The 17,482-nt window shown below is 59.1% G+C and carries 17 protein-coding genes, 2 tRNA genes, 1 other RNA gene and 1 riboswitch; of the genes, 12 read left to right on the top strand and 8 right to left on the bottom strand.

Features of this window, described 5'->3' with window-relative positions:
* Window position 1 precedes the first annotated feature (1 nt).
* Together lapB and pyrF are read left to right on the top strand one after the other, a co-directional pair.
* Window positions 2–1,168, top strand: a complete 1,167-nt coding sequence (gene lapB / locus KI797_RS08715) for a lipopolysaccharide assembly protein LapB (RefSeq protein ID WP_042649707.1) — start codon at window positions 2–4, stop codon at window positions 1,166–1,168.
* Window positions 1,169–1,314: 146 nt separating this feature from the next.
* Window positions 1,315–2,013: an orotidine-5'-phosphate decarboxylase gene (pyrF, locus tag KI797_RS08720; protein WP_042649708.1), complete on the top strand. Its 699-nt coding sequence runs from the start codon at window positions 1,315–1,317 to the stop codon at window positions 2,011–2,013.
* A 109-nt stretch (window positions 2,014–2,122) separates the two neighbouring features.
* Here the strand turns inward: pyrF and rrtA are convergent, their stop codons facing one another.
* Window positions 2,123–2,701, bottom strand: coding sequence for a rhombosortase (gene rrtA, locus KI797_RS08725; RefSeq protein WP_226172586.1), 579 nt, complete (start codon window positions 2,699–2,701; stop codon window positions 2,123–2,125).
* Here rrtA and KI797_RS08730 point away from each other — a divergent pair.
* From KI797_RS08730 to KI797_RS08750, 5 genes are all read left to right on the top strand, one after another.
* The gene (locus KI797_RS08730; protein ID WP_226172589.1) at window positions 2,667–3,311 is read left to right on the top strand and encodes a tRNA-uridine aminocarboxypropyltransferase; all 645 of its coding nucleotides are present in this window, start codon (window positions 2,667–2,669) and stop codon (window positions 3,309–3,311) included. The genes rrtA and KI797_RS08730 overlap by 35 nt on opposite strands.
* 28 nt (window positions 3,312–3,339) lie before the next feature.
* Window positions 3,340–4,029, top strand: coding sequence for a 7-cyano-7-deazaguanine synthase QueC (gene queC, locus KI797_RS08735; RefSeq protein WP_041206906.1), 690 nt, complete (start codon window positions 3,340–3,342; stop codon window positions 4,027–4,029).
* 61 nt (window positions 4,030–4,090) lie between these two features.
* On the top strand, window positions 4,091–4,762 hold the full coding sequence (gene queE, locus KI797_RS08740) for a 7-carboxy-7-deazaguanine synthase QueE (protein WP_226172591.1): 672 nt from the start codon (window positions 4,091–4,093) through the stop codon (window positions 4,760–4,762).
* Between the two features lies 1 nt (window position 4,763).
* The gene (locus KI797_RS08745; RefSeq protein ID WP_005327834.1) at window positions 4,764–4,994 is read left to right on the top strand and encodes a DUF3820 family protein; all 231 of its coding nucleotides are present in this window, start codon (window positions 4,764–4,766) and stop codon (window positions 4,992–4,994) included.
* Window positions 4,991–5,554, top strand: coding sequence for a cob(I)yrinic acid a,c-diamide adenosyltransferase (locus KI797_RS08750; protein WP_226172594.1), 564 nt, complete (start codon window positions 4,991–4,993; stop codon window positions 5,552–5,554). Before KI797_RS08745 ends, KI797_RS08750 begins: the two co-directional genes overlap by 4 nt.
* A 71-nt stretch (window positions 5,555–5,625) precedes the next feature.
* On the opposite strand, the gene KI797_RS08755 is transcribed toward KI797_RS08750, so the two are convergent.
* Window positions 5,626–6,030 carry an H-NS family histone-like protein gene (locus tag KI797_RS08755; protein WP_226172597.1) on the bottom strand — a complete coding sequence of 135 codons (405 nt, stop codon included), beginning with the start codon at window positions 6,028–6,030 and terminating at the stop codon, window positions 5,626–5,628.
* Between the two features lie 320 nt (window positions 6,031–6,350).
* A riboswitch (Lysine riboswitch) is annotated at window positions 6,351–6,522 on the top strand.
* A gap of 85 nt (window positions 6,523–6,607) precedes the next feature.
* Between KI797_RS08755 and KI797_RS08760 the strand changes: the two genes are divergently transcribed.
* Together KI797_RS08760 and KI797_RS08765 are read left to right on the top strand one after the other, a co-directional pair.
* Complete coding sequence (locus KI797_RS08760; protein ID WP_226172600.1) at window positions 6,608–8,188, top strand: Na+/H+ antiporter NhaC family protein; 1,581 nt, start codon at window positions 6,608–6,610, stop codon at window positions 8,186–8,188.
* 86 nt (window positions 8,189–8,274) lie between these two features.
* Window positions 8,275–8,856 (top strand): thymidine kinase, encoded by a 582-nt coding sequence (locus KI797_RS08765; protein ID WP_226172603.1) that lies wholly within the window; start codon window positions 8,275–8,277, stop codon window positions 8,854–8,856.
* 19 nt (window positions 8,857–8,875) lie between these two features.
* Here KI797_RS08765 and KI797_RS08770 read toward each other — a convergent pair whose 3' ends face one another.
* Together KI797_RS08770 and KI797_RS08775 are read right to left on the bottom strand one after the other, a co-directional pair.
* On the bottom strand, window positions 8,876–9,841 hold the full coding sequence (locus KI797_RS08770) for an IS1595 family transposase (protein ID WP_226170148.1): 966 nt from the start codon (window positions 9,839–9,841) through the stop codon (window positions 8,876–8,878).
* 113 nt (window positions 9,842–9,954) lie between these two features.
* Window positions 9,955–11,292 (bottom strand): flavohemoglobin expression-modulating QEGLA motif protein, encoded by a 1,338-nt coding sequence (locus tag KI797_RS08775; RefSeq protein ID WP_226172607.1) that lies wholly within the window; start codon window positions 11,290–11,292, stop codon window positions 9,955–9,957.
* 159 nt (window positions 11,293–11,451) lie between these two features.
* Here KI797_RS08775 and KI797_RS08780 point away from each other — a divergent pair, with 159 nt between their 5' ends.
* The 3 genes from KI797_RS08780 to KI797_RS08790 all read left to right on the top strand — a co-directional run bounded on the left by KI797_RS08780 (window position 11,452) and on the right by KI797_RS08790 (window position 12,323).
* The gene (locus KI797_RS08780) at window positions 11,452–11,907 is read left to right on the top strand and encodes a type III secretion system chaperone family protein (RefSeq protein ID WP_161507131.1); all 456 of its coding nucleotides are present in this window, start codon (window positions 11,452–11,454) and stop codon (window positions 11,905–11,907) included.
* Between the two features lie 146 nt (window positions 11,908–12,053).
* Window positions 12,054–12,141 (top strand) — tRNA-Ser (locus tag KI797_RS08785).
* Window positions 12,142–12,194: 53 nt separating this feature from the next.
* Window positions 12,195–12,323, top strand: a non-coding RNA gene (locus KI797_RS08790) — RtT sRNA.
* Window positions 12,324–12,548: 225 nt separating this feature from the next.
* Here KI797_RS08790 and katG read toward each other — a convergent pair.
* The 4 genes from katG to KI797_RS08810 all read right to left on the bottom strand — a co-directional run bounded on the left by katG (window position 12,549) and on the right by KI797_RS08810 (window position 17,399).
* On the bottom strand, window positions 12,549–14,723 hold the full coding sequence (gene katG / locus KI797_RS08795; RefSeq protein WP_226172610.1) for a catalase/peroxidase HPI: 2,175 nt from the start codon (window positions 14,721–14,723) through the stop codon (window positions 12,549–12,551).
* Window positions 14,724–15,396: 673 nt separating this feature from the next.
* Window positions 15,397–15,472, bottom strand: a tRNA-His gene (locus KI797_RS08800).
* Window positions 15,473–15,834: 362 nt separating this feature from the next.
* Window positions 15,835–17,145: a type II toxin-antitoxin system HipA family toxin gene (locus KI797_RS08805; protein ID WP_064338156.1), complete on the bottom strand. Its 1,311-nt coding sequence runs from the start codon at window positions 17,143–17,145 to the stop codon at window positions 15,835–15,837.
* Entirely contained in the window at window positions 17,145–17,399 is a 255-nt protein-coding gene (locus KI797_RS08810) for a helix-turn-helix domain-containing protein (RefSeq protein ID WP_005329233.1), read from the bottom strand. The genes KI797_RS08805 and KI797_RS08810 overlap by 1 nt, the downstream gene beginning before the upstream one ends.
* Window positions 17,400–17,482 lie beyond the last annotated feature (83 nt).

A 17,482-nucleotide genomic window follows, 5' to 3' on the forward strand; every position in this document is an offset into this window, starting at 1 on the left:
GATGCTTGAACTGCTTTTCCTGCTGTTGCCGATTGCCGCTGGTTATGGCTGGTACATGGGACGCAGGAGTGTTCGCCAGGACACCCAGCAACAGAGTAACCAGTTTTCCCGCCAGTACGTGGCGGGCCTAAACTATTTGCTGTCTGACGAGTCTGACAAGGCGGTGGATCTCTTTATCCAGCTGCTGGAAGTCGACAGCGAAACCATCGAAACCCATCTCTCCCTCGGCAACCTCTTTCGTCAGCGGGGGGAGGTCGATCGCGCCATCAAGATCCACCAGAACCTGGTCGCCCGCCAGCTGACCCGGGAGCAGCGTCAGCTCGCACTGCAGGAGCTGGCCCGGGATTTCCTGGCTGCCGGCCTGCTGGACCGGGCCGAAGCGCTCTGGAAGGAGCTGTGCGAAGACAGCGACTTTGAAGAGACGGCCCTGGCGCAGTTGCTCATAATCCATCAACAGCTGCGTGACTGGGACAAGGCCATTGAGGTCGCCATTCGGCTGCAGAAATTCCAGGGCAAGAAGCTGGCGGAGCCCATCTCCCATTTCTATTGCGAGCAGGCGGAGAGCGCCTTGCGCGACGGTGACAAGGGGGCGGGGATCGCCAAGTTCAAGCGGGCGCTCGCAGCCCACCCTGGCTGTGCTCGGGCCAGCCTGCGACTGGCCGATCTGTCGATGGAGGAGGGCAAGTTCGAGGAGGCCAGCAAGGATCTGCTGCGGGTGTTCGAACAGGACATGGATTTTGCCTCCGAGGCCATGCCCAGGCTGCTCGATTGCTATCAGCAGCTTGGCCGTACCCAGGAGCTGATCCCGCTGCTGGAGAAGGCGGTGGAGGATCATGCCGGCGTCAGCGTGACCCTGGCCCTGGCCAACCTGGTGGAGGCGCGCGACGGCCTGAGCCAGGCTCGCGCCCTGGTGCTGCGCCAGCTGCGGCGCCATCCCTCCATGAAGGGGTTTTACCAGCTGGTCGGCTTTCAGCTGGCGAGCGCAGAGGAAGGGCCTGCCAAGGAGAGTCTGGAGCTGCTGCAGCAGCTGGTCGGCGAACAGATCAAGATAAAATCGACCCACAAGTGCCGCCAGTGCGGCTTTGCCACCCATTCGCTGTTCTGGCAGTGTCCCTCCTGCCGGCAGTGGGGCTCGATCAAGCCTATCCGTGGCCTGGATGGGGAATAGCCCTTCGTCACAGAAAACCCGTATACGAGCGGAGGCGGCAAGCCGAATCAGGCGTGAGCAAGGACACCCAAGTGATTAAGATGCCAGACTGCAATCGACTCGTTGATCGCAGTCTGGATGTGGCATAACAACCCATAGGAAGTGACATGCAAGACCCCAAAGTACTGGTCGCGCTGGATTATCAGCACGAAGCCGATGCCTTCGCCTTCATTGAACAGATCTCCCCGGCCGAGTGCCGCCTCAAGGTGGGCAAGGAGATGTTTACCCTGTTTGGCCCCCAGTTCGTGCGCCAGCTGGTGGCCAAGGGCTTTGACGTGTTCCTGGATCTGAAGTTTCACGATATTCCCAACACGGTTGCCAAGGCGGTAGCCGCCAGTGCCGAGCTGGGGGTATGGATGGTGAACGTCCATGCCAGCGGCGGCGAGCGCATGATGCGCGCGGCCAGAGAGGCGCTGCTGCCCTATGGTGACAAGGCCCCCCTGCTGATCGGGGTGACCGTGTTGACCAGCATGGAGCAGTCCGACATGGCGCCGCTGGGTCTGGATGTGAGCCCGGCCGAGCAGGTGATCCGGTTGGCCACCCTCGCCAAGACGGCAGGGTTGGACGGCGTGGTCTGCTCCGCCGAGGAAGCCAGTGCGTTGAAAACCTTGCTCGGCTCTGACTTCAAGCTGGTGACTCCGGGCATTCGCCCGAGCGGAGCCGCTGCCGGGGATCAACGCCGGGTCATGACGCCGCTGGCGGCGGTGGAGGCGGGAGCCGACTATCTGGTGATTGGGCGCCCCATTACCCAGGCGGCGGATCCTGCCGCCGTGCTGGGGGCGATCAACGCCGAGCTCTGCCGATAACGGGCCGACTCCTGGATGACCATAGGCCGGATTGCAGATCCGGCCTGTTACATTTTGATGGTACGCTGAGCGCGGCTGCGAGCGGGTGACCGCGTTTACTTGAAGAGGATCAGGGCTTGACGGTCTGCACACCCAGGCCGATGGGGAAGAGGCCGAGCAGCAGGCCGGAAGCCGAGCCGATGAGGTGCGACTCTATGTGCACCCTGGCGCCAATGAGAGCAGAGACAGGGCTCTCTCCCGCACTGTAAAAATCCAGCCCGAGCTTGATGACGATGCCAAGCAGCATGAGCCAGCCCGAGTAGCGACGATAGCGGATATCCTGCATGGCCCCCCACACGAACAAGCCGTGCAGCAGGCCGGAGAGCCCCATGTACCATTGGGTCTGCGGGCACCACCACCAGATCCCGAGCCCGACGGCCGTTCCCAGCAGCAGGAGCAGCACGGGCAGGCGCCAGCCAGTCAGGTATTCACGAAACAGGCTGTAGAGCACCGCAAGTCCGCTCAGGTTGAGCAATAGGTGCCATCCGTTGGTGTGGGCCAGATTGCCTGTTATGATACGCCACCCTTCGCCCTTGTCGATCAGGTCGCGATCGAAGGAGAGCAGGTGGTTCGGTACGGTGAAGAAGAGCAAGGCAGTGACGAGCGAAAGCGTGATGACCCAGAGCAGACCCGATTTTTCTGACAACATGAAACAACCCAACGACAGAGAGAGCCGATACTGTACACGCTGTGCCCGAGCCCTCAAAGCCTGCCTGTGTGAATATATCCAACAGGTGCCCCACCTTGCACCGCTCCATATCCTGCAGCACCCCAACGAGGTCGCCCACCCCAAGGGAACGGCCGCCCTGCTGGCCGCCTCCCTCAGCCATGCCCGCATTCACGTGGGGGAGAACTTCGCCGATGCCGACTGGCTCAATGCCCTGCTCGCCGACCCCAAGGTGCAGTGCTATCTGCTGTGGCCCGATGATGAGGCTCTGACCCTGGCGCAGGTGCGCGAGGGTAGGGGGCAAGCCAGAGAGGTGCACTTCATCCTGCTCGATGGCACCTGGCGCAAGGCCTATCGCATGTTGCACAGCAACCCGGCCCTGCTGGGGTTGCCGAGGATCACCCTCGGTGCCATGGCGGGGCAATATTCCATTCGCAAGAAGCCGTTTCCCGAGGCGCTGTCGACCCTGGAGGCGGGCTACCATCTGTTATCCCAGTGGGAAGGGGAGCCCGAGCGCTTCGCCCCGTTGATGAACCTCTTTACCGAGTTGAACCGGCAGTGGCATGACTTTGCCCAAGGTCGCCGCGCTTGAATCTGAATTGCAAACAGGAGTGATGAACGTGAAAAAAGCCGTCGTGGTATTCAGTGGTGGTCAGGACAGTACCACCTGCCTGGTACAGGCCCTGGCTCTCTATGATGAAGTGCACGCCATCACCTTCGACTATGGCCAGCGTCATCGGGAGGAGATCGAGACTGCTCGCCGCCTGGCCGGGCAGCTCGGGATTGCCGCCCACAAGGTGATGGATGTGACCATGCTGGGTGAGCTGGCCGTCTCGGCCCTGACTCGGGATGACATCCCGGTCAGCGGTGAGCTGCAGGACAACGGCCTGCCCAACACCTTCGTGCCGGGCCGCAACATATTGTTTCTGACTCTGGCGGCCATCTATGCCTATCAGGTCGGCGCCGACACCCTGATCACCGGGGTGTGCGAGACCGACTTCTCCGGTTATCCCGATTGCCGCGACGACTTCGTCAAGGCCCTCAATCAGGCGGTGTCGCTGGGGCTGGATCGTGCCATTCGCTTCGAGACCCCCCTGATGTGGCTCGACAAGGCGGAAACCTGGGCGCTGGCGGATCACTATGGCCATCTCGAGACGGTGCGCCAACAGACGCTCACCTGCTACAACGGCATCCAGGGGGATGGCTGTGGCACTTGCCCCGCCTGCGAGCTGCGAAGCCGCGGTCTGAATCAGTATCTGGCCGACAGGGTTGGCGTCATGGCCCGCTTGCACAAGAAAACCGGATTGTGAGCCTGTCTCTTCCCCGGGTTTGGGGTATAATCCGCGCCTTTTGCAGCAAGCCGTGACCGAGATGCACTACCCAATCAATGAGATCTTCCAGACCATCCAGGGGGAGGGCGTCTTCACCGGCGTGCCCGCCATCTTCGTTCGCCTGCAAGGCTGCCCTGTGGGCTGCCCCTGGTGCGACACCCGCCATACCTGGGTGGTGGATCCTGCTCGTGAGGTGGGCAGTCGCGAGGTGCTTGATCGCTCCAACGAGTCCGATGGCTGGAGCAAGATGAGTACGGAGGAGATCCTGGGGAGCTTCGAGACCCTGGGTTACCGGGCGCGCCATGTGGTGTTGACCGGTGGCGAGCCCTGTCTCTACGATCTGCACGAACTCTCGTCGGCCCTGCTGGCGGCGGGATATCAGGTACAGATCGAAACCAGTGGTACCAGCGAGATCCTGACCCACGGGGAGACCTGGGTCACCGTCTCCCCCAAGATCGGCATGAAGGGGGGCTTACCTGTGCTGGTATCGGCTCTGGAGAGGGCCAACGAGATCAAGCATCCGGTGGCCACCGAGCGCCACATCGAGGAGCTCGATGCCCTGCTGGCCACGGCCAGCCTGCGTCCCGACGTGGTGATCGCATTGCAGCCCATCAGTCAGAAGCCCAGGGCCACCGAGCTGGCCATGGCCACCTGCATCGCCCGTAATTGGCGGCTCTCCATCCAGACCCATAAATATCTGAATATCGATTGATATGGACAGACTCTCCGATGAGCGGGTATTGCTCACCCTGGCGGGCAAGATGCCCTACGGTAAATATCAGGGGCGACGCATCATCGATATTCCGGAGCCCTATCTGGTATGGATGGCGCGCAGCGGTTTTCCGGCTGGTGCGCTGGGCCAAACCCTGGCACTGGCGTACGAGATAAAACTCAATGGACTGGAGTCCATGATTATTCCCATTATTAACAGGATGTCAGAATGAGAATATATACCCGGCAAGGGGACAAGGGCCTCACGCGGCTGGCTGATGGCTCCTCCCTTGCAAAAGATGATCGGCGGGTTGAGACCTATGGCGCCATTGACGAGCTCAATTCCCAGATAGGTCTGCTGATGGCCGAAATACCCGAGAATGAGCCGGCATTATTGGCTCAACTCATATTGCTGCAGCAGGAGCTGTTTGATTTGGGTGGAGAGCTGGCGTTTTCCAGCGAGGCGCAGAATGCCTCTCTGTGGCAGGTCAATGAGGCCTGGACGGCGCGGCTGGAGCAACAGATTGACGCCTACAGCGTCCAGTTGCCGGTATTGCGCAATTTCATTCTGCCGAGCGGATCACGAGCGGCGGCGCAGGCCCATGTGGTGCGCACCTTGACCCGTCGCTGTGAGCGGTTGCTGCTCGGCTTGAGCCGGGAAGAGCAGGTGAACCCGGCGATCCTGCCCTATCTGAATCGGCTAAGTGACTGGTTTTTCACGGTGGCTAGATACTTGCTGGTCTCTGCCGGCACCCCGGAAGTGCTCTGGGTCAAGGCGGCAGACAGGCGCTGAGATGCCCGGCATGGAAACAATAAAAAACCTCGCCTGGCGAGGTTTTTTATTGGGCGGGACTGTGCTTCAGATCAGATGGCAAAGTCTTCCACGGATTTGCCTTCGGCCACGGCCTTGGCAATGGCGGAGGGCATGCGGCCCTGGCCGGTCCAGGTTTTTTCCACACCATTGTCCAGATAACGGTATTTGGCGGGGCGGGGGGCACGTTTGCCTTTGCTGGCCTTGGTGCTCTCGGTGGTAACTGTGCCCACCAATTCAGCAGGATCTATCCCTGCGGCTTTCAACATTTCGGCGTATTCGGCAATTTTCTTCTGATGTTCTTCACGGGCCTGGCGTTCGGCAGATTCATCTTGCTGGCGCTCGGCGACCACCTCGGACAATTTCTGCAGTCCCTCTTCCAGTTGCTCCAGGGACAAATCGCGGCAGGCTGCGCGCAGACTACGGATATTCAGCAGAATTTTCAGAAATTCGTTCATATTAGCTACCACGCGAGCAGAAATATTAATGGGAAGGGCTGGTTTTTCGATAATTTATAGGGGGGATTGGCACCAAGTCAAGCCTGCCAAAATAATTAATTAGGCAGATAAATAAAGTCCGGAAATTATTCACGACACCCGCTTTATTCTCATTGCAGGAGTTTCATTTCCGAATGAGTTCCGAGCAGATGAAAATATCGACCGCATCGTATTTTATGAACCATTTGACTACCATTTTTCCGCTTTTCGCCACACAAGCCTTGAAATTTAATCAAAAAACTTGCTATCAATCCGTGGCTCGATAAAATGTGCCGCGAATACCTTTAAGTAGAGGCGCGCTGCCTATGAGTAACCGAGCGGAGGGTGATGCCTGCGATGCTCGATGAAAGGAGTCGGCGCCGAAGTGACCAGGCCATCATACCGGGTTGCTGGTTCTGCATCGAACAGGTGCAGGACTGCCATAGTCATCCACTATGGAGCGCTACCTGAAGGGGCTGAGGAGTATGCCCGCCCTGGGTTTTGTTTCTTTGATCCTCTCGGTAGATCTCCACCTGTTGTCTTTAGGTGCAAAGAGATCATGGACATCGTTCATTACGCCGACTCCGGTTGGTCTGTCGTTCCCCCCCTGTTGGCCGTCGCCCTTGCGATCATTACCCGCCGCGTCCTGGTGTCGCTGGGGGTGGGCATAGTCGCCGGCAGTCTGCTGCTCAACCAGTTCTCCCCCCTCGAATCCCTGCATTACATGCTGAACACTGTGCTCAAGATCTTCTGGGTCGACGGTGCGCTCAACCGGGACAACGTCAACATGATCCTGTTCATGTTGCTGCTGGGGGGCCTCATCAGCCTGATGAGCGTCTCCGGGGCGACCCGGGCCTTCGCCGAGTGGGCCGAGCGCCGCGCCAAGACCCGCAAGGGGGCCAAGGCCCTCACCGGCATGATGGTCTTTGCCTTCTTCATCGACGACTTCTTCCACAGCCTGTCGGTAGGGGCCATCTGCCGCCCGGTCACCGATCGCTTCCAGATCTCCCGCGCCAAGCTGGCCTATCTGCTGGACTCCACTGCGGCACCGGTCTGCGTGCTGATGCCCATCTCCTCCTGGGGCGCCTACATCATCGCCCTGGTGGGGGGCATCATGGCGGCCCATGGCCTGACCGATCAGAGCCCCATTTCGGCCTTCGTCGAGATGATCCCGATGAACCTCTACGCCGTGTTCACCCTGATCATGGTGCTGGTGGTGATCGCGTTCCAGCTCGACATCGGCTCCATGCGTCAACACGAGCAGTGGGCGCTGGAAGGCAAGCTGTGGGATGAGTCCAAGGGGCGTCCCATCGGGCTGGACATGGAGTCTCCGGAGGAGAGCAATGGCGGCATGATCGACATGGTGCTGCCGATCCTGACCCTGACCCTGGCAACCGTCTACTTCATGATCGATTCCGGCGCGGCCGTGCTGGCCGACAAAGGCCTGCCATTCAGCGTGCTCGGCTCGTTCGAGAATACCAACGTCGGTTCTTCCCTGGTCTATGGCGCCCTGTGCAGTCTGGTGGTCTCCATCGGTCTGGCCATGCGCCTCAAGCTGGGTGCCAAGAACTGGATGAAGGCGGCTCCGCAAGGGATCATGGCCATGCTGCCCGCCATCAACATCCTGTTGTTCGCCTGGACCATAGGTGCCGTGGTGCGTGACGTTGAGACCGGCAAGTACCTGGCCTCCATGGCCAATGGCAACTTGCCGATCGAAGTGTTGCCGGCTGTGGTATTCATCCTCTCCTGCGCCATGGCCTTTGCCACCGGTACCAGCTGGGGTACCTTCGGCATCATGCTGCCGCTCGCCGGCGACATGGCCGCCGCCAGCGACATCAGCCTGATGCTGCCGATGCTGGCCGCTGTGCTGGCCGGCTCGGTGTTCGGTGATCACAGCTCGCCCATCTCCAGTACCAGCATCCTCTCGGCCACCGGCGCCGGCTGCCATCACATCGATCACGTGATGACCCAGCTGCCCTATGCGCTGGCCATCGCCTTCGGTGCGGCCATGGGTTACCTGGTCATGGGGATGATGCACTCTGTGCTGGCGGGCTTCACGGTCAGCGGACTCTGGTTCCTGATCTTCTCCGGTTACCATTTGCGCAAGGCTCGGGTGCAGCGCGCCCTGGCCGTCGCATAAAGAGAACAAGGGGCCCACGGGCCCCTTGGTTTTGGCAGGTGCTTTGGTTAGCATGCGCCCCATCAATCCCGTTTCGGAACCCCATCATGGCTTCACTGCACTACAAATTCGCCACCATGAACTCGGGCAAGTCGACCCAGCTCATTCAGGCCCACTTCAACTACCTGGAGCGCGGCATGGTTCCGTTGGCCATGACCCCTGCCATCGACGATCGCTTCGGGCCGGGGATCATCAGCGCCCGAGTCGGGCTGGAGCTGAAGGTGGAGGTGTTCAGTGACAGCTGCGATCTGTTCGAGATGGTCAAGGCGCGCCATGCAAATCGCCATATCGATGTGTTCATCGTCGACGAGGCGCAGTTCCTGACCCGCGAGCAGGTCTACCAGCTGGCCCGCATCGTCGACGAACTCAAGATCCCGGTCATCGCTTATGGCCTCAAGACCGATTTTCGCGGTGAGCTGTTCCCCGGCTCCTACCACCTGCTCTGCCTGGCGGACAAGTTCGAGGAGCTCAAGAGCATCTGCTGGTGCGGCAACAAGGCGCACATGAACTCGCGGGTCAACGAGGCGGGGCAGGTGATGCGCGACGGCGAGCAGGTGGAGATAGGAGGCAACGACCGTTATGTGTCGCTTTGTCGCAAGCACTATCTGGAAGGACGGGCTTACAAGTAAGTCCGCAGCATGAATAAGGCTATGTCCCAATTACGTGTTGCATGGGGCGCCCTAGCGCCTCATGCAAGCAACACCTGACGTCTATCCCTCGTTGATAACGCTCCAGCATCCGCCGCCAACCCAGATAATGCTTCAAGTAAGACGTCGCGACACCGTGAAATCGCTCCATCCATTCCTTTAGCCTGCGGTGATACCCGTTCACATGCTGGATATGGTAAGCACCGCTTATCACTCGCTGTCCCGCCCGGTTATGCAGCACCTGATGGCTCAATCCCTGGCTACGGGCAAAGCTCGCATACACGCCTGCCCCATCACTGCACAGCACCGCATCCTTGTCGACTAGCGGCGCCAGGACCGCCTTCACATGCCTGGCATCCAGTTGCTCCAGTTGGAAATCGGCCAGATGGCCTTCCCTGTCTTGCACCACGACCACCGGGATGTAATCCGGTCCCGTTCCTCGGGTTCGCCCTTTGCCACCTCGCTGTCGGGCTGGTCGTGACCAGACATGCTGGCCTTTGAAGGACTCAAGAAAGAAGGTCTCATCCACTTCCACAATCCCGCCTTCATGGTCGGCCCGATGCTCCGCCATGGCACGCAAAAAGCGATGGCGCCACAGGAAGGCGGTGTTCTTGCTGACCCCACAGCGCCGAGCCGCTGCTCTGACGGTTAGACCGTCGATGAGCGCCTGGGCATAGGCTTGCCAGCATTGGGATTTTCTCAGGCGTGCCAATGGCGTCTTGGTCAAGGTAGAGCAGGTCCGCAAGCATTGTTTACAACGGTAACGCCGTAACCCCCGAGTCCAGCCCCAGGGAGCAAGCTGGTCTGGCTGTGCATGACAATGGGGACAAGCAGGGCAATCCGGTAGCAAGGCGTTAATGCGAGAAGGCAAGCTGGGTTGCTGCAACTCACGTTGAGCGATATGTCGTTGTCGGACAGAGAGTTGCGGGAACAGGGTAAGGAGATGTTGGAAGGCTTGGGTATCCATGATGGAGGCCCTCAAGGTGATGACCTACTCCAAGGTTAGTCTTCCAACACGTAATTGGGACAGCGCCATGAATAAGGGCGCCTCGTGGGCGCCCTTTTTTGTCGACGAGCGGTTCAGTCTATCTCTATGTCTACCGGCGCTATGATGGGGTCGGCCACCGGCAGGCGGTGGAACAGCTGGCGAAAATGTTGCTGTACCCGGCCTATATCCACCAGGGACATGCCGGAGGCAAAGCCGAACCAGACATAGAGACCAGTGAGATCGCGAAACATCGGGGGCAGGTAGCGGGGGGCATCGATGAGCCCCTCCAGATAGTGCTGATAGAGCACAGGGATGTCGTCCAGGGTCACCTTGCCGACGAACAGCATGGGCAGGATCTCCGGCACCCCTTCCAGCACGGCGCTGCGGATGAAGTTGACCGTCTCCACATAACCTCTCACGTAGGAGAGATCCTTGGTGAAGCAGGCGCCTCCCTCGACCATGCCGCCCCTAAACACTCGCTGGGTGATCTTGTAGGCATCGTGTTCGCTGGCACCCTTCTCGACGAAGTGCCGGAACACCTCGATGAAGTCGGCGCCGCGCTCCGCCATGTCGATGGCCATCACCCGATCCGAGATGCGCTTGGCCCTGTCCGGGAAGGAGCTGAAGGTGAGGGTTTCGATGAGCACAGCCAGCCCCTCCTGGCAGGCAGTGATGCGCGGCGAGCCGGCCCCCAGCCAGGTGGCATAGGATTGCTGGCGGCCGTTGAGGGTGGTGCCGACGTGCACCCAGCCCTCGTGCACCTCCAATACCTGCAAGTCCAGCTCAGAGAAGCGGGCGTGGGCGCTCAGCTTGATGTAATCCCCCCCGGCGGCGGCATCGGATACGATGCCATCGCTCAGCTTGACCTGCACTGTGCCGTCGCTGAAGTAGTTCGACAGCTTGCCCTGCAGTTTGGCCACCGCGGCTTCCCCCTCGAACTCCTTGGGGTAGGGGCGCACCAGGTGGCGGGCGCCGGGTAGGGAGAAGATGTCGCACAGGCGGGCTCCCAGCTCCTTTAACGTCTTGCGATCCCCGCGCAGATGATCGCTCGCCGAGCCGTACAACAACTGGCTGTAGCGCTGAAAGTCCGGCTGACCGCGCTGGCGCAGCATCTCGATCACCACCATGTACTGATCCACCGTCTCTTGCAGGATCCGGCCGAGATCATCCTGCGGCCCCAGCTTTCTGCGGATCCTGTCCCTCAGCTCCTTGAGCTCCAGGTATTTGTTGCGAGGATCGAAATCGAGGGGGAGGGCCTGATAGAAGTCGGCATCGATGGCGGGTAGCACTCGTCCGCCCTTGGCGAGAAACTCGGTCTGCAGGTGGCGGGGCCACTTGATGGCATCCAGGATGCGAATGGGTTTTTGCAGTGCGAGCAGTTCATCCGAGAGGGATTTGAGGTGCAGGCGATACTTTTCTTGGATGGTCATCGGGCCTTCTGTGGAGGCGAGTGTGGTGCGAGAATGGCTGAGTATATGCATAGCGCTTGCCAAAAAGAAGCGAGACCAGGGGTGATCCCGCCTGTGCGCTTTTGGTTGTCGGAAAATTGGTTTAGACTGCGCCCCTTGATCCTTATTGTGTTCGTGAAAATGATGAATATCCCCAGCTCTGAAATGATAATGCGTTGGCTGCAGCAGGCCCGGATCGAGCACTATGTGTGCGATCAGTGCCACGGCATCCACATGGTCTCCCTGCAGTCCGTCGAGGGCATCCAGGAGAGCCGGATCTTCGTGGAAGAGGAAGGGTTGCTGTTTTCATCCGAACTGGAGGTGCGCCCCTCATCCCTGCTGCCCCTGGTGGCCGAGCTGGGTCGTCTCAACATGCAATACCCGTCCCTCAAGGTGTTCCTCGACATCATAGATGACAACCTGCCGCGTCTCGTCGTGGGCCATACCGTCTTTACCAAGGCCGGTCTCTCCGTCGAGCAGTTCTTGCTGTTTGTCGAAAGCACCACGGCGGCGACCCATGAAGTGGTGTCCGAATGTGAACGCCTCGGCTTCCTCAATCTGCCGGAGATCCAGGTCGCACCGGAATCTGTGCACTGAGTTGCGCGTTTAATGTGCGAACGGTTCGCAGCAGCCAAAAAGCCGTTGACGCCGGCGGGGCTTTCCCCTAAATTACGCCCCGTTCCGGCGCAACAGTGCAGAACATCACGTGGAGATTGAACACGTTAAACAGCGGTCGAAAATTTGGTGAGGTGTCCGAGTGGCTGAAGGAGCACGCCTGGAAAGTGTGTATACGGCAACGTATCGAGGGTTCGAATCCCTCCCTCACCGCCAAATTGAAAAACCGACCTCAGGGTCGGTTTTTTGCATCTGGGTTACCGTGTTCCCTGATACGCATAGAGGGAGGGTGAGAACCCTCGCCGGGTTCGAGCAGAGCGGCTTGCCGCGATGAACGGCCAGAGGCCGCCCCGAAGGGGTGAGCCACGAAGTGGCGAATCATCCCTCCCTCACCGCCAAATAAAGTCAAAGGGCCTGTCGCAAGACAGGCCCTTTGACTTTATCTGCTGATGGGCGGCTCGGTTCTGACTCACGCTCGACAAGGGGTAGGGCAGTCCGGGTCAATCCAGACCCGCCGCCAATATAAAAACCCGACCTTATGGTCGGGTTTCTGTTTTGTGGTGCCCGGTCATCCCTCACGCATGTCCCTTGAAGCAGGCCAGGCGACATGCAGGGGATGCGGGTCAGGCGAGATCGAAGCGATCCAGGTTCATCACCTTGGCCCAGGCCGCCACAAAGTCCTTCACAAACTTCTCTTTCCCGTCCGCACTGGCATAGACCTCCGCCAGGGCCCGCAACTGGGAGTTCGAGCCGAACACCAGATCGACGCGGGTACCGGTCCACTTGACCTTGCCTGTCTTGCGATCACTCCCCTCGTAGATGCCCTTGGCTCCTGCTGCAGGTTTCCACTCCGTGCCCATGTCGAGCAGGTTGACGAAGAAGTCGTTGGAGAGGGTGCCGGGGGCAGAGGTAAAGACCCCGTGGCAGTTGCCGACGTTGGTGCCGAGCACCCGCATGCCGCCCACCAGCACCGTCATCTCGGGGGCACTCAGGGTGAGCAACTGCGCCTTGTCGATCAGCATGGTCTCCGCGAAGGCGGCGCACTCGCTCCCGTAGTTGCGGAACCCGTCGGCGAGGGGCTCGAGCACAGCGAAGGAGTCCACATCCGTCTGGGCCTGGGAGGCGTCCATGCGACCCGGCGTGAAGGGCACAGTTACTGTGACCCCCGCCAGTTTGGCCGCCTGTTCGACACCGACGCCGCCGGCCAGCACGATCAGATCGGCGAGGGATACCCGTTTGCCGCCGGTGGCCGAGGCGTTGAACCCATGCTGGATCCCTTCGAGGGTCTTGAGCACCTTGGCCAGTTGTGCCGGTTGGTTGGCTGCCCAATCCTTCTGCGGGGCCAGGCGGATGCGGGCACCGTTGGCGCCGCCGCGTTTGTCAGAGCCGCGGAAGGTGGATGCCGAAGCCCAGGCAGTGGATGCCAGCTCGGCGACGGTCAGGGAGGCCGCCAGGATCTTCTCCTTGAGGGCGGCCACATCCTTGTCATCGACCAGGGGGTGATTGACGGCGGGGATGGGGTCCTGCCAGATCAGCTCCTCCTTGGGCACTTCCGGCCCCAGGTAGCGTGCTATGGGGCCCATGTCCCTGTGGGTCAGCTTGTACCAAGCGCGGGCAAAGGCATCGGCGAAGGCCTGGGGATCCTCATAGAAGTGGCGGGAGATCTTGCCAAACTCGGGGTCAAAGCGCAGGGTCAGGTCGGTGGTCAGCATGGTCGGCTTGTGGAACTTGCCCGGGATATGCGCATCGGGGATGATCTCGGGCGCATCCTTGGCCACCCACTGCTTGGCGCCCGCCGGTGACTTGGTGAGCTCCCACTCGAAGTTGAACAGGTTCTCGAAGAAGTTGTTGCTCCAAAGGGCAGGGGTCTTGGTCCAGGTCACCTCGAGGCCGCTCGAGACGGTGTCCTTGCCGTGGCCGCTGCCGTAGTCGCTCATCCAGCCCAGGCCCTGGGCTTCGAGGGGGGCGGCTTCCGGCTCGGGCCCCTTGTGGGATTCCGGTGCGGCCCCATGGGCCTTGCCGAAGGTGTGGCCACCGGCAATGAGGGCGACCGTCTCTTCGTCATTCATGGCCATGCGGCCGAAGGTGGAGCGGATGTCCTTGGCCGCCTCCATGTAGTCGCCGCTGGCATTGGGACCTTCGGGGTTGACGTAGATGAGGCCCATGTGGGTGGCGCCAAAGGGGGCCGCGAGCTCGCGGTCGCCCTTGACCCGGTCGGGGTCGACCCCGAGCCAGGCGATCTCGTCACCCCAGTTGACGTCCTGATCCGGCTCCCACACATCCGGGCGGCCGCCACCAAATCCGAAGGTTCTAAAGCCCATGGACTCCAGCGCGACGTTGCCGGCGAGGATCAGCAGATCGGCCCAGGAGATCTTGTTGCCGTACTTCTGCTTGATGGGCCAGAGCAGGCGGCGAGACTTGTCGATGTTGACGTTGTCGGGCCAGCTGTTGAGGGGAGCGAAGCGTTGCTGGCCGCGACCACCGCCGCCACGACCATCCGTGATGCGATAGGTGCCTGCGGCGTGCCAGGTCATGCGGATGAACTGGGGACCATAGTGGCCGAAATCCGCCGGCCACCACTCCTGGGAGTCGGTCATCAGCTTGACCAGATCTTTCTTGAGTGCCTTGTAGTCGAGGCTGTTGAATGCCTCGGCATAGTTGAAATCGTTGTCCATGGGATCGGAGCTGGGGGAATGCTGGTGCAGCAGATCCAGCCGCAACTGGTTCGGCCACCAATCACGATTGGTTCTGCCTACGCCGGCGGTGTGGTTGAAGGGGCATTTGCTTTCTTCACTCATCTCAGTCTCTCCTTGGAGGGCATGTACGTTGCTGACACTTAGTATGGGAAGATTTCCACTGTGCTGTGTGAGGTCATGGCAGGAGAACCGTCTGCAGTTGATCGGGCTCTTATCAATAACCCCTTTATTTTCAATCTATTGCGTTATTGTGCAGTGAGTGGATTACGAAAAGATGAATCACGACCATCTAGTTTAACAATCTATTTACGTTCTGCCCGTCTTCCCCTCGCTTCAGGAGAGGCGGCAACTTGTGATGCTGCTGCCTGGCGCAAGTGGCTGCTCGCCCTTCATGAGGGAAGTAGGCAAGGGACCTGCCTGGTTTTTATCCATATCACGGCCATCAACATTGAAGCTTGCGTTGTGTCATGGGGAGCAGGGATACATCGGGAGCCGTGATGACCCCACTCATTTCTGTGATCTGGTCAGGCGACGTGACAAAGCTGGCGGGCTGGCGTGACGCTGACTGACCAGCAAAGAGACAAGCGTGAGGGAGCCTGGGCAGGGAGACAAAGAGTATAAAAGAGGAAGCGGAGCGCTCGGCGCAGATGGTGGGTCTGGGGCACAGGCACAAAAAAACCGGCGCAAGGCCGGTTTTGATGAGGGCATCAGATGCCCGGTTCATGGCAAGTCAGGCTTGCTCCTGTCGGCTTGATTCAGCACTAACAGGCAATAATGGGGTGGCTGATGGGGCTCGAACCCACGACAACCGGAATCACAATCCGGGACTCTACCAACTGAGCTACAGCCACCACTGAAATCTGCCTTCGATGTCGCTCTTCGAGTGAAGAGTCACATCAATGGCGCGCCCTGCAGGATTCGAACCTGCGACCCACGGCTTAGAAGGCCGTACCTGTTAATATAGTTAAAATGTCATCAGGATACGTCAAGCACCAAATTAATATAGAGCTTTAAAATCAATGCTTTATTGCCATTATGTCGTTCTAGGTTAGCTGAGGAAATTTGATGTTGCCAAAATTGGCACTTCAGGTTTCTGCATTTTTAGTTGTTTTTTTGATCTAAAATGGATCATTCACTCGCTCGTACGCAAAAAAATGAGCCTCGATAGAAGCTCACCTGGGGCGATGCAAGAGGCATTTGTCACATTGGTTAATTATCGTTTTAAGCGTTGAGCTCTCGAACTGAGTCCACCCAAAATTGAATCTGCAATCTCAGTGGGAAATGTATCAGGCAATTGCTGACGAACGATTGATATTACCTCATCCAGATTATCCGTCAGCTCGCTGATGATTTTTTCCATCTGCACTTGTTCAAAACCAATCGCCTTGGCCGTTTGATAAAAATGGCGAGGAAATATCTGCTCTATCGCGTATTTTTTGCCCTTGGTTGCAGTAAGCCCCATGGCCAACTTGGCATCACGGGGATGTAATCCTTTACCACCAAATGCAGGATACATGGAAAGGATGTCGTAAAACGGTGTAAGCCGGAAACGCCCTTCAGGTTCGATAAACACCGAGAAATTCTTGGCATGGCCATCAGTGGCAGCCAGCAGCCAGAACAACACCTGAGACTTCATAAACAGGTACCGATCCTGCTCCGGCGTGGCCGATCCCAGCAGGGTCGTCATGATGTCAGCAATGCCCGGTCCACCATGGCTCTCGTACTTGCGTGCTGACGGTACATTCAACACCTGGCAGAAGTCCTCTTGGGGCAGGCGCATGATCCAACTGCGATCCGTGGCGTAGCGCCGATCGAAGCGTTCCACCGCCAGAGCCTTGACCTTGCCGACCTGCATGATGAAGCAATGGGGAACCGGAAGACCCAATGCTTTGGCGATCAGGGTGCAGAGATATTCGTTTTCTACGCTCTGGGAGAGGTCTATCGAGTAGGAGTGGCTTTCGATCTTGCCAATGGGCAGCTTGATAATGTGGGTGGTTGGGGTCGCTGCATGCGGTAAGCACCAACGGTTGTCGAGGTAGAGTAACGCGGTCTTTTCCTGAGCCCCGGCGATGGATATCCGAAAATCGTCCTCTTCCCTCACCATACCAAGCGGGATCCCTTGCTGGTAGCTGGTCATGATCTGCTCCAGTTCGGCGTCAGAGAGCGGCTTGCACTCAATGCGCTTAACGTCTGGCACAGGTCTGCCCTGAGCCACCAGTTGCAATGCCCCCACGCTGTCCTGGCCAATGCAACTGAGCAGATCAAAGGGTTGGGTGGAATCGGCTTGATAGCGCGCCACCACCCGGTTTCTTACTTCCGGGTTATCTGGCAGCAGATTATCGAAGAAGTTATAGGCCTCATCGCCCTGGTAGCGCTGCTGGCGTAATGGCATGGAGAGCGAGATGGGGCGGCTGCCTGGCAACTTCACCCACGATTCATCGTACTGAAATTGGTGAGCACCATTGGTCGCCTTGGTAAAGGTACCTACCCGGTATCCGTTCATGTAGACCGTCAGGCTGGCCATTACCACTCCTCCTTCCAGCCAGGCGTGGCGTTTTCCGCAGGATCGGTGCGGGGCCTGATATCGAGGGAGAGTTCCAGTGCGGCGAGGATCTTGAACAAGGTCTCCAGCTTGGTTGACTCGGGATTGAGCTCGAAGCTGGACACCGTGTCCTGCCTGATCCCCACCTTGCCGGCCACTTTGCCTTGGGAGAGCTTTTGCGAAAGCCTGGCATCCTTGAGACAGGCACTAAGTTGCTTGGCGCTGGTTACTTTCATGATTTGACTTACCTGGTAGCGTAATTTCTTTTAATTTACACGCTGTGGCAGGTATATCAATATTTACCTGCTTTAGGCGGTAA

Origin of the sequence: Aeromonas media (assembly GCF_020423125.1) — a bacterium.
Classification (GTDB): Bacteria; Pseudomonadota; Gammaproteobacteria; order Enterobacterales; family Aeromonadaceae; genus Aeromonas; species Aeromonas media.

What these genes read in the sequence shown, in the direction of transcription:
- KI797_RS08775 (WP_226172607.1), bottom strand. Translation starts at nt 11,292, where the DNA reads ATGACCATCCAAGAAAAGTATCGCCTGCACCTCAAATCCCTCTCGGAT.
- KI797_RS08750 (WP_226172594.1), top strand. Translation starts at nt 4,991, where the DNA reads ATGAGAATATATACCCGGCAAGGGGACAAGGGCCTCACGCGGCTGGCT.
- KI797_RS08760 (WP_226172600.1), top strand. Translation starts at nt 6,608, where the DNA reads ATGGACATCGTTCATTACGCCGACTCCGGTTGGTCTGTCGTTCCCCCC.
- queE (WP_226172591.1), top strand. Translation starts at nt 4,091, where the DNA reads ATGCACTACCCAATCAATGAGATCTTCCAGACCATCCAGGGGGAGGGC.
- lapB (WP_042649707.1), top strand. Translation starts at nt 2, where the DNA reads ATGCTTGAACTGCTTTTCCTGCTGTTGCCGATTGCCGCTGGTTATGGC.
- katG (WP_226172610.1), bottom strand. Translation starts at nt 14,723, where the DNA reads ATGAGTGAAGAAAGCAAATGCCCCTTCAACCACACCGCCGGCGTAGGC.
- KI797_RS08745 (WP_005327834.1), top strand. Translation starts at nt 4,764, where the DNA reads ATGGACAGACTCTCCGATGAGCGGGTATTGCTCACCCTGGCGGGCAAG.
- KI797_RS08805 (WP_064338156.1), bottom strand. Translation starts at nt 17,145, where the DNA reads ATGGCCAGCCTGACGGTCTACATGAACGGATACCGGGTAGGTACCTTT.
- KI797_RS08765 (WP_226172603.1), top strand. Translation starts at nt 8,275, where the DNA reads ATGGCTTCACTGCACTACAAATTCGCCACCATGAACTCGGGCAAGTCG.
- KI797_RS08755 (WP_226172597.1), bottom strand. Translation starts at nt 6,030, where the DNA reads ATGAACGAATTTCTGAAAATTCTGCTGAATATCCGTAGTCTGCGCGCA.
- KI797_RS08780 (WP_161507131.1), top strand. Translation starts at nt 11,452, where the DNA reads ATGATGAATATCCCCAGCTCTGAAATGATAATGCGTTGGCTGCAGCAG.
- KI797_RS08770 (WP_226170148.1), bottom strand. Translation starts at nt 9,841, where the DNA reads ATGGATACCCAAGCCTTCCAACATCTCCTTACCCTGTTCCCGCAACTC.
- KI797_RS08810 (WP_005329233.1), bottom strand. Translation starts at nt 17,399, where the DNA reads ATGAAAGTAACCAGCGCCAAGCAACTTAGTGCCTGTCTCAAGGATGCC.
- KI797_RS08730 (WP_226172589.1), top strand. Translation starts at nt 2,667, where the DNA reads ATGACCCAGAGCAGACCCGATTTTTCTGACAACATGAAACAACCCAAC.
- pyrF (WP_042649708.1), top strand. Translation starts at nt 1,315, where the DNA reads ATGCAAGACCCCAAAGTACTGGTCGCGCTGGATTATCAGCACGAAGCC.
- rrtA (WP_226172586.1), bottom strand. Translation starts at nt 2,701, where the DNA reads ATGTTGTCAGAAAAATCGGGTCTGCTCTGGGTCATCACGCTTTCGCTC.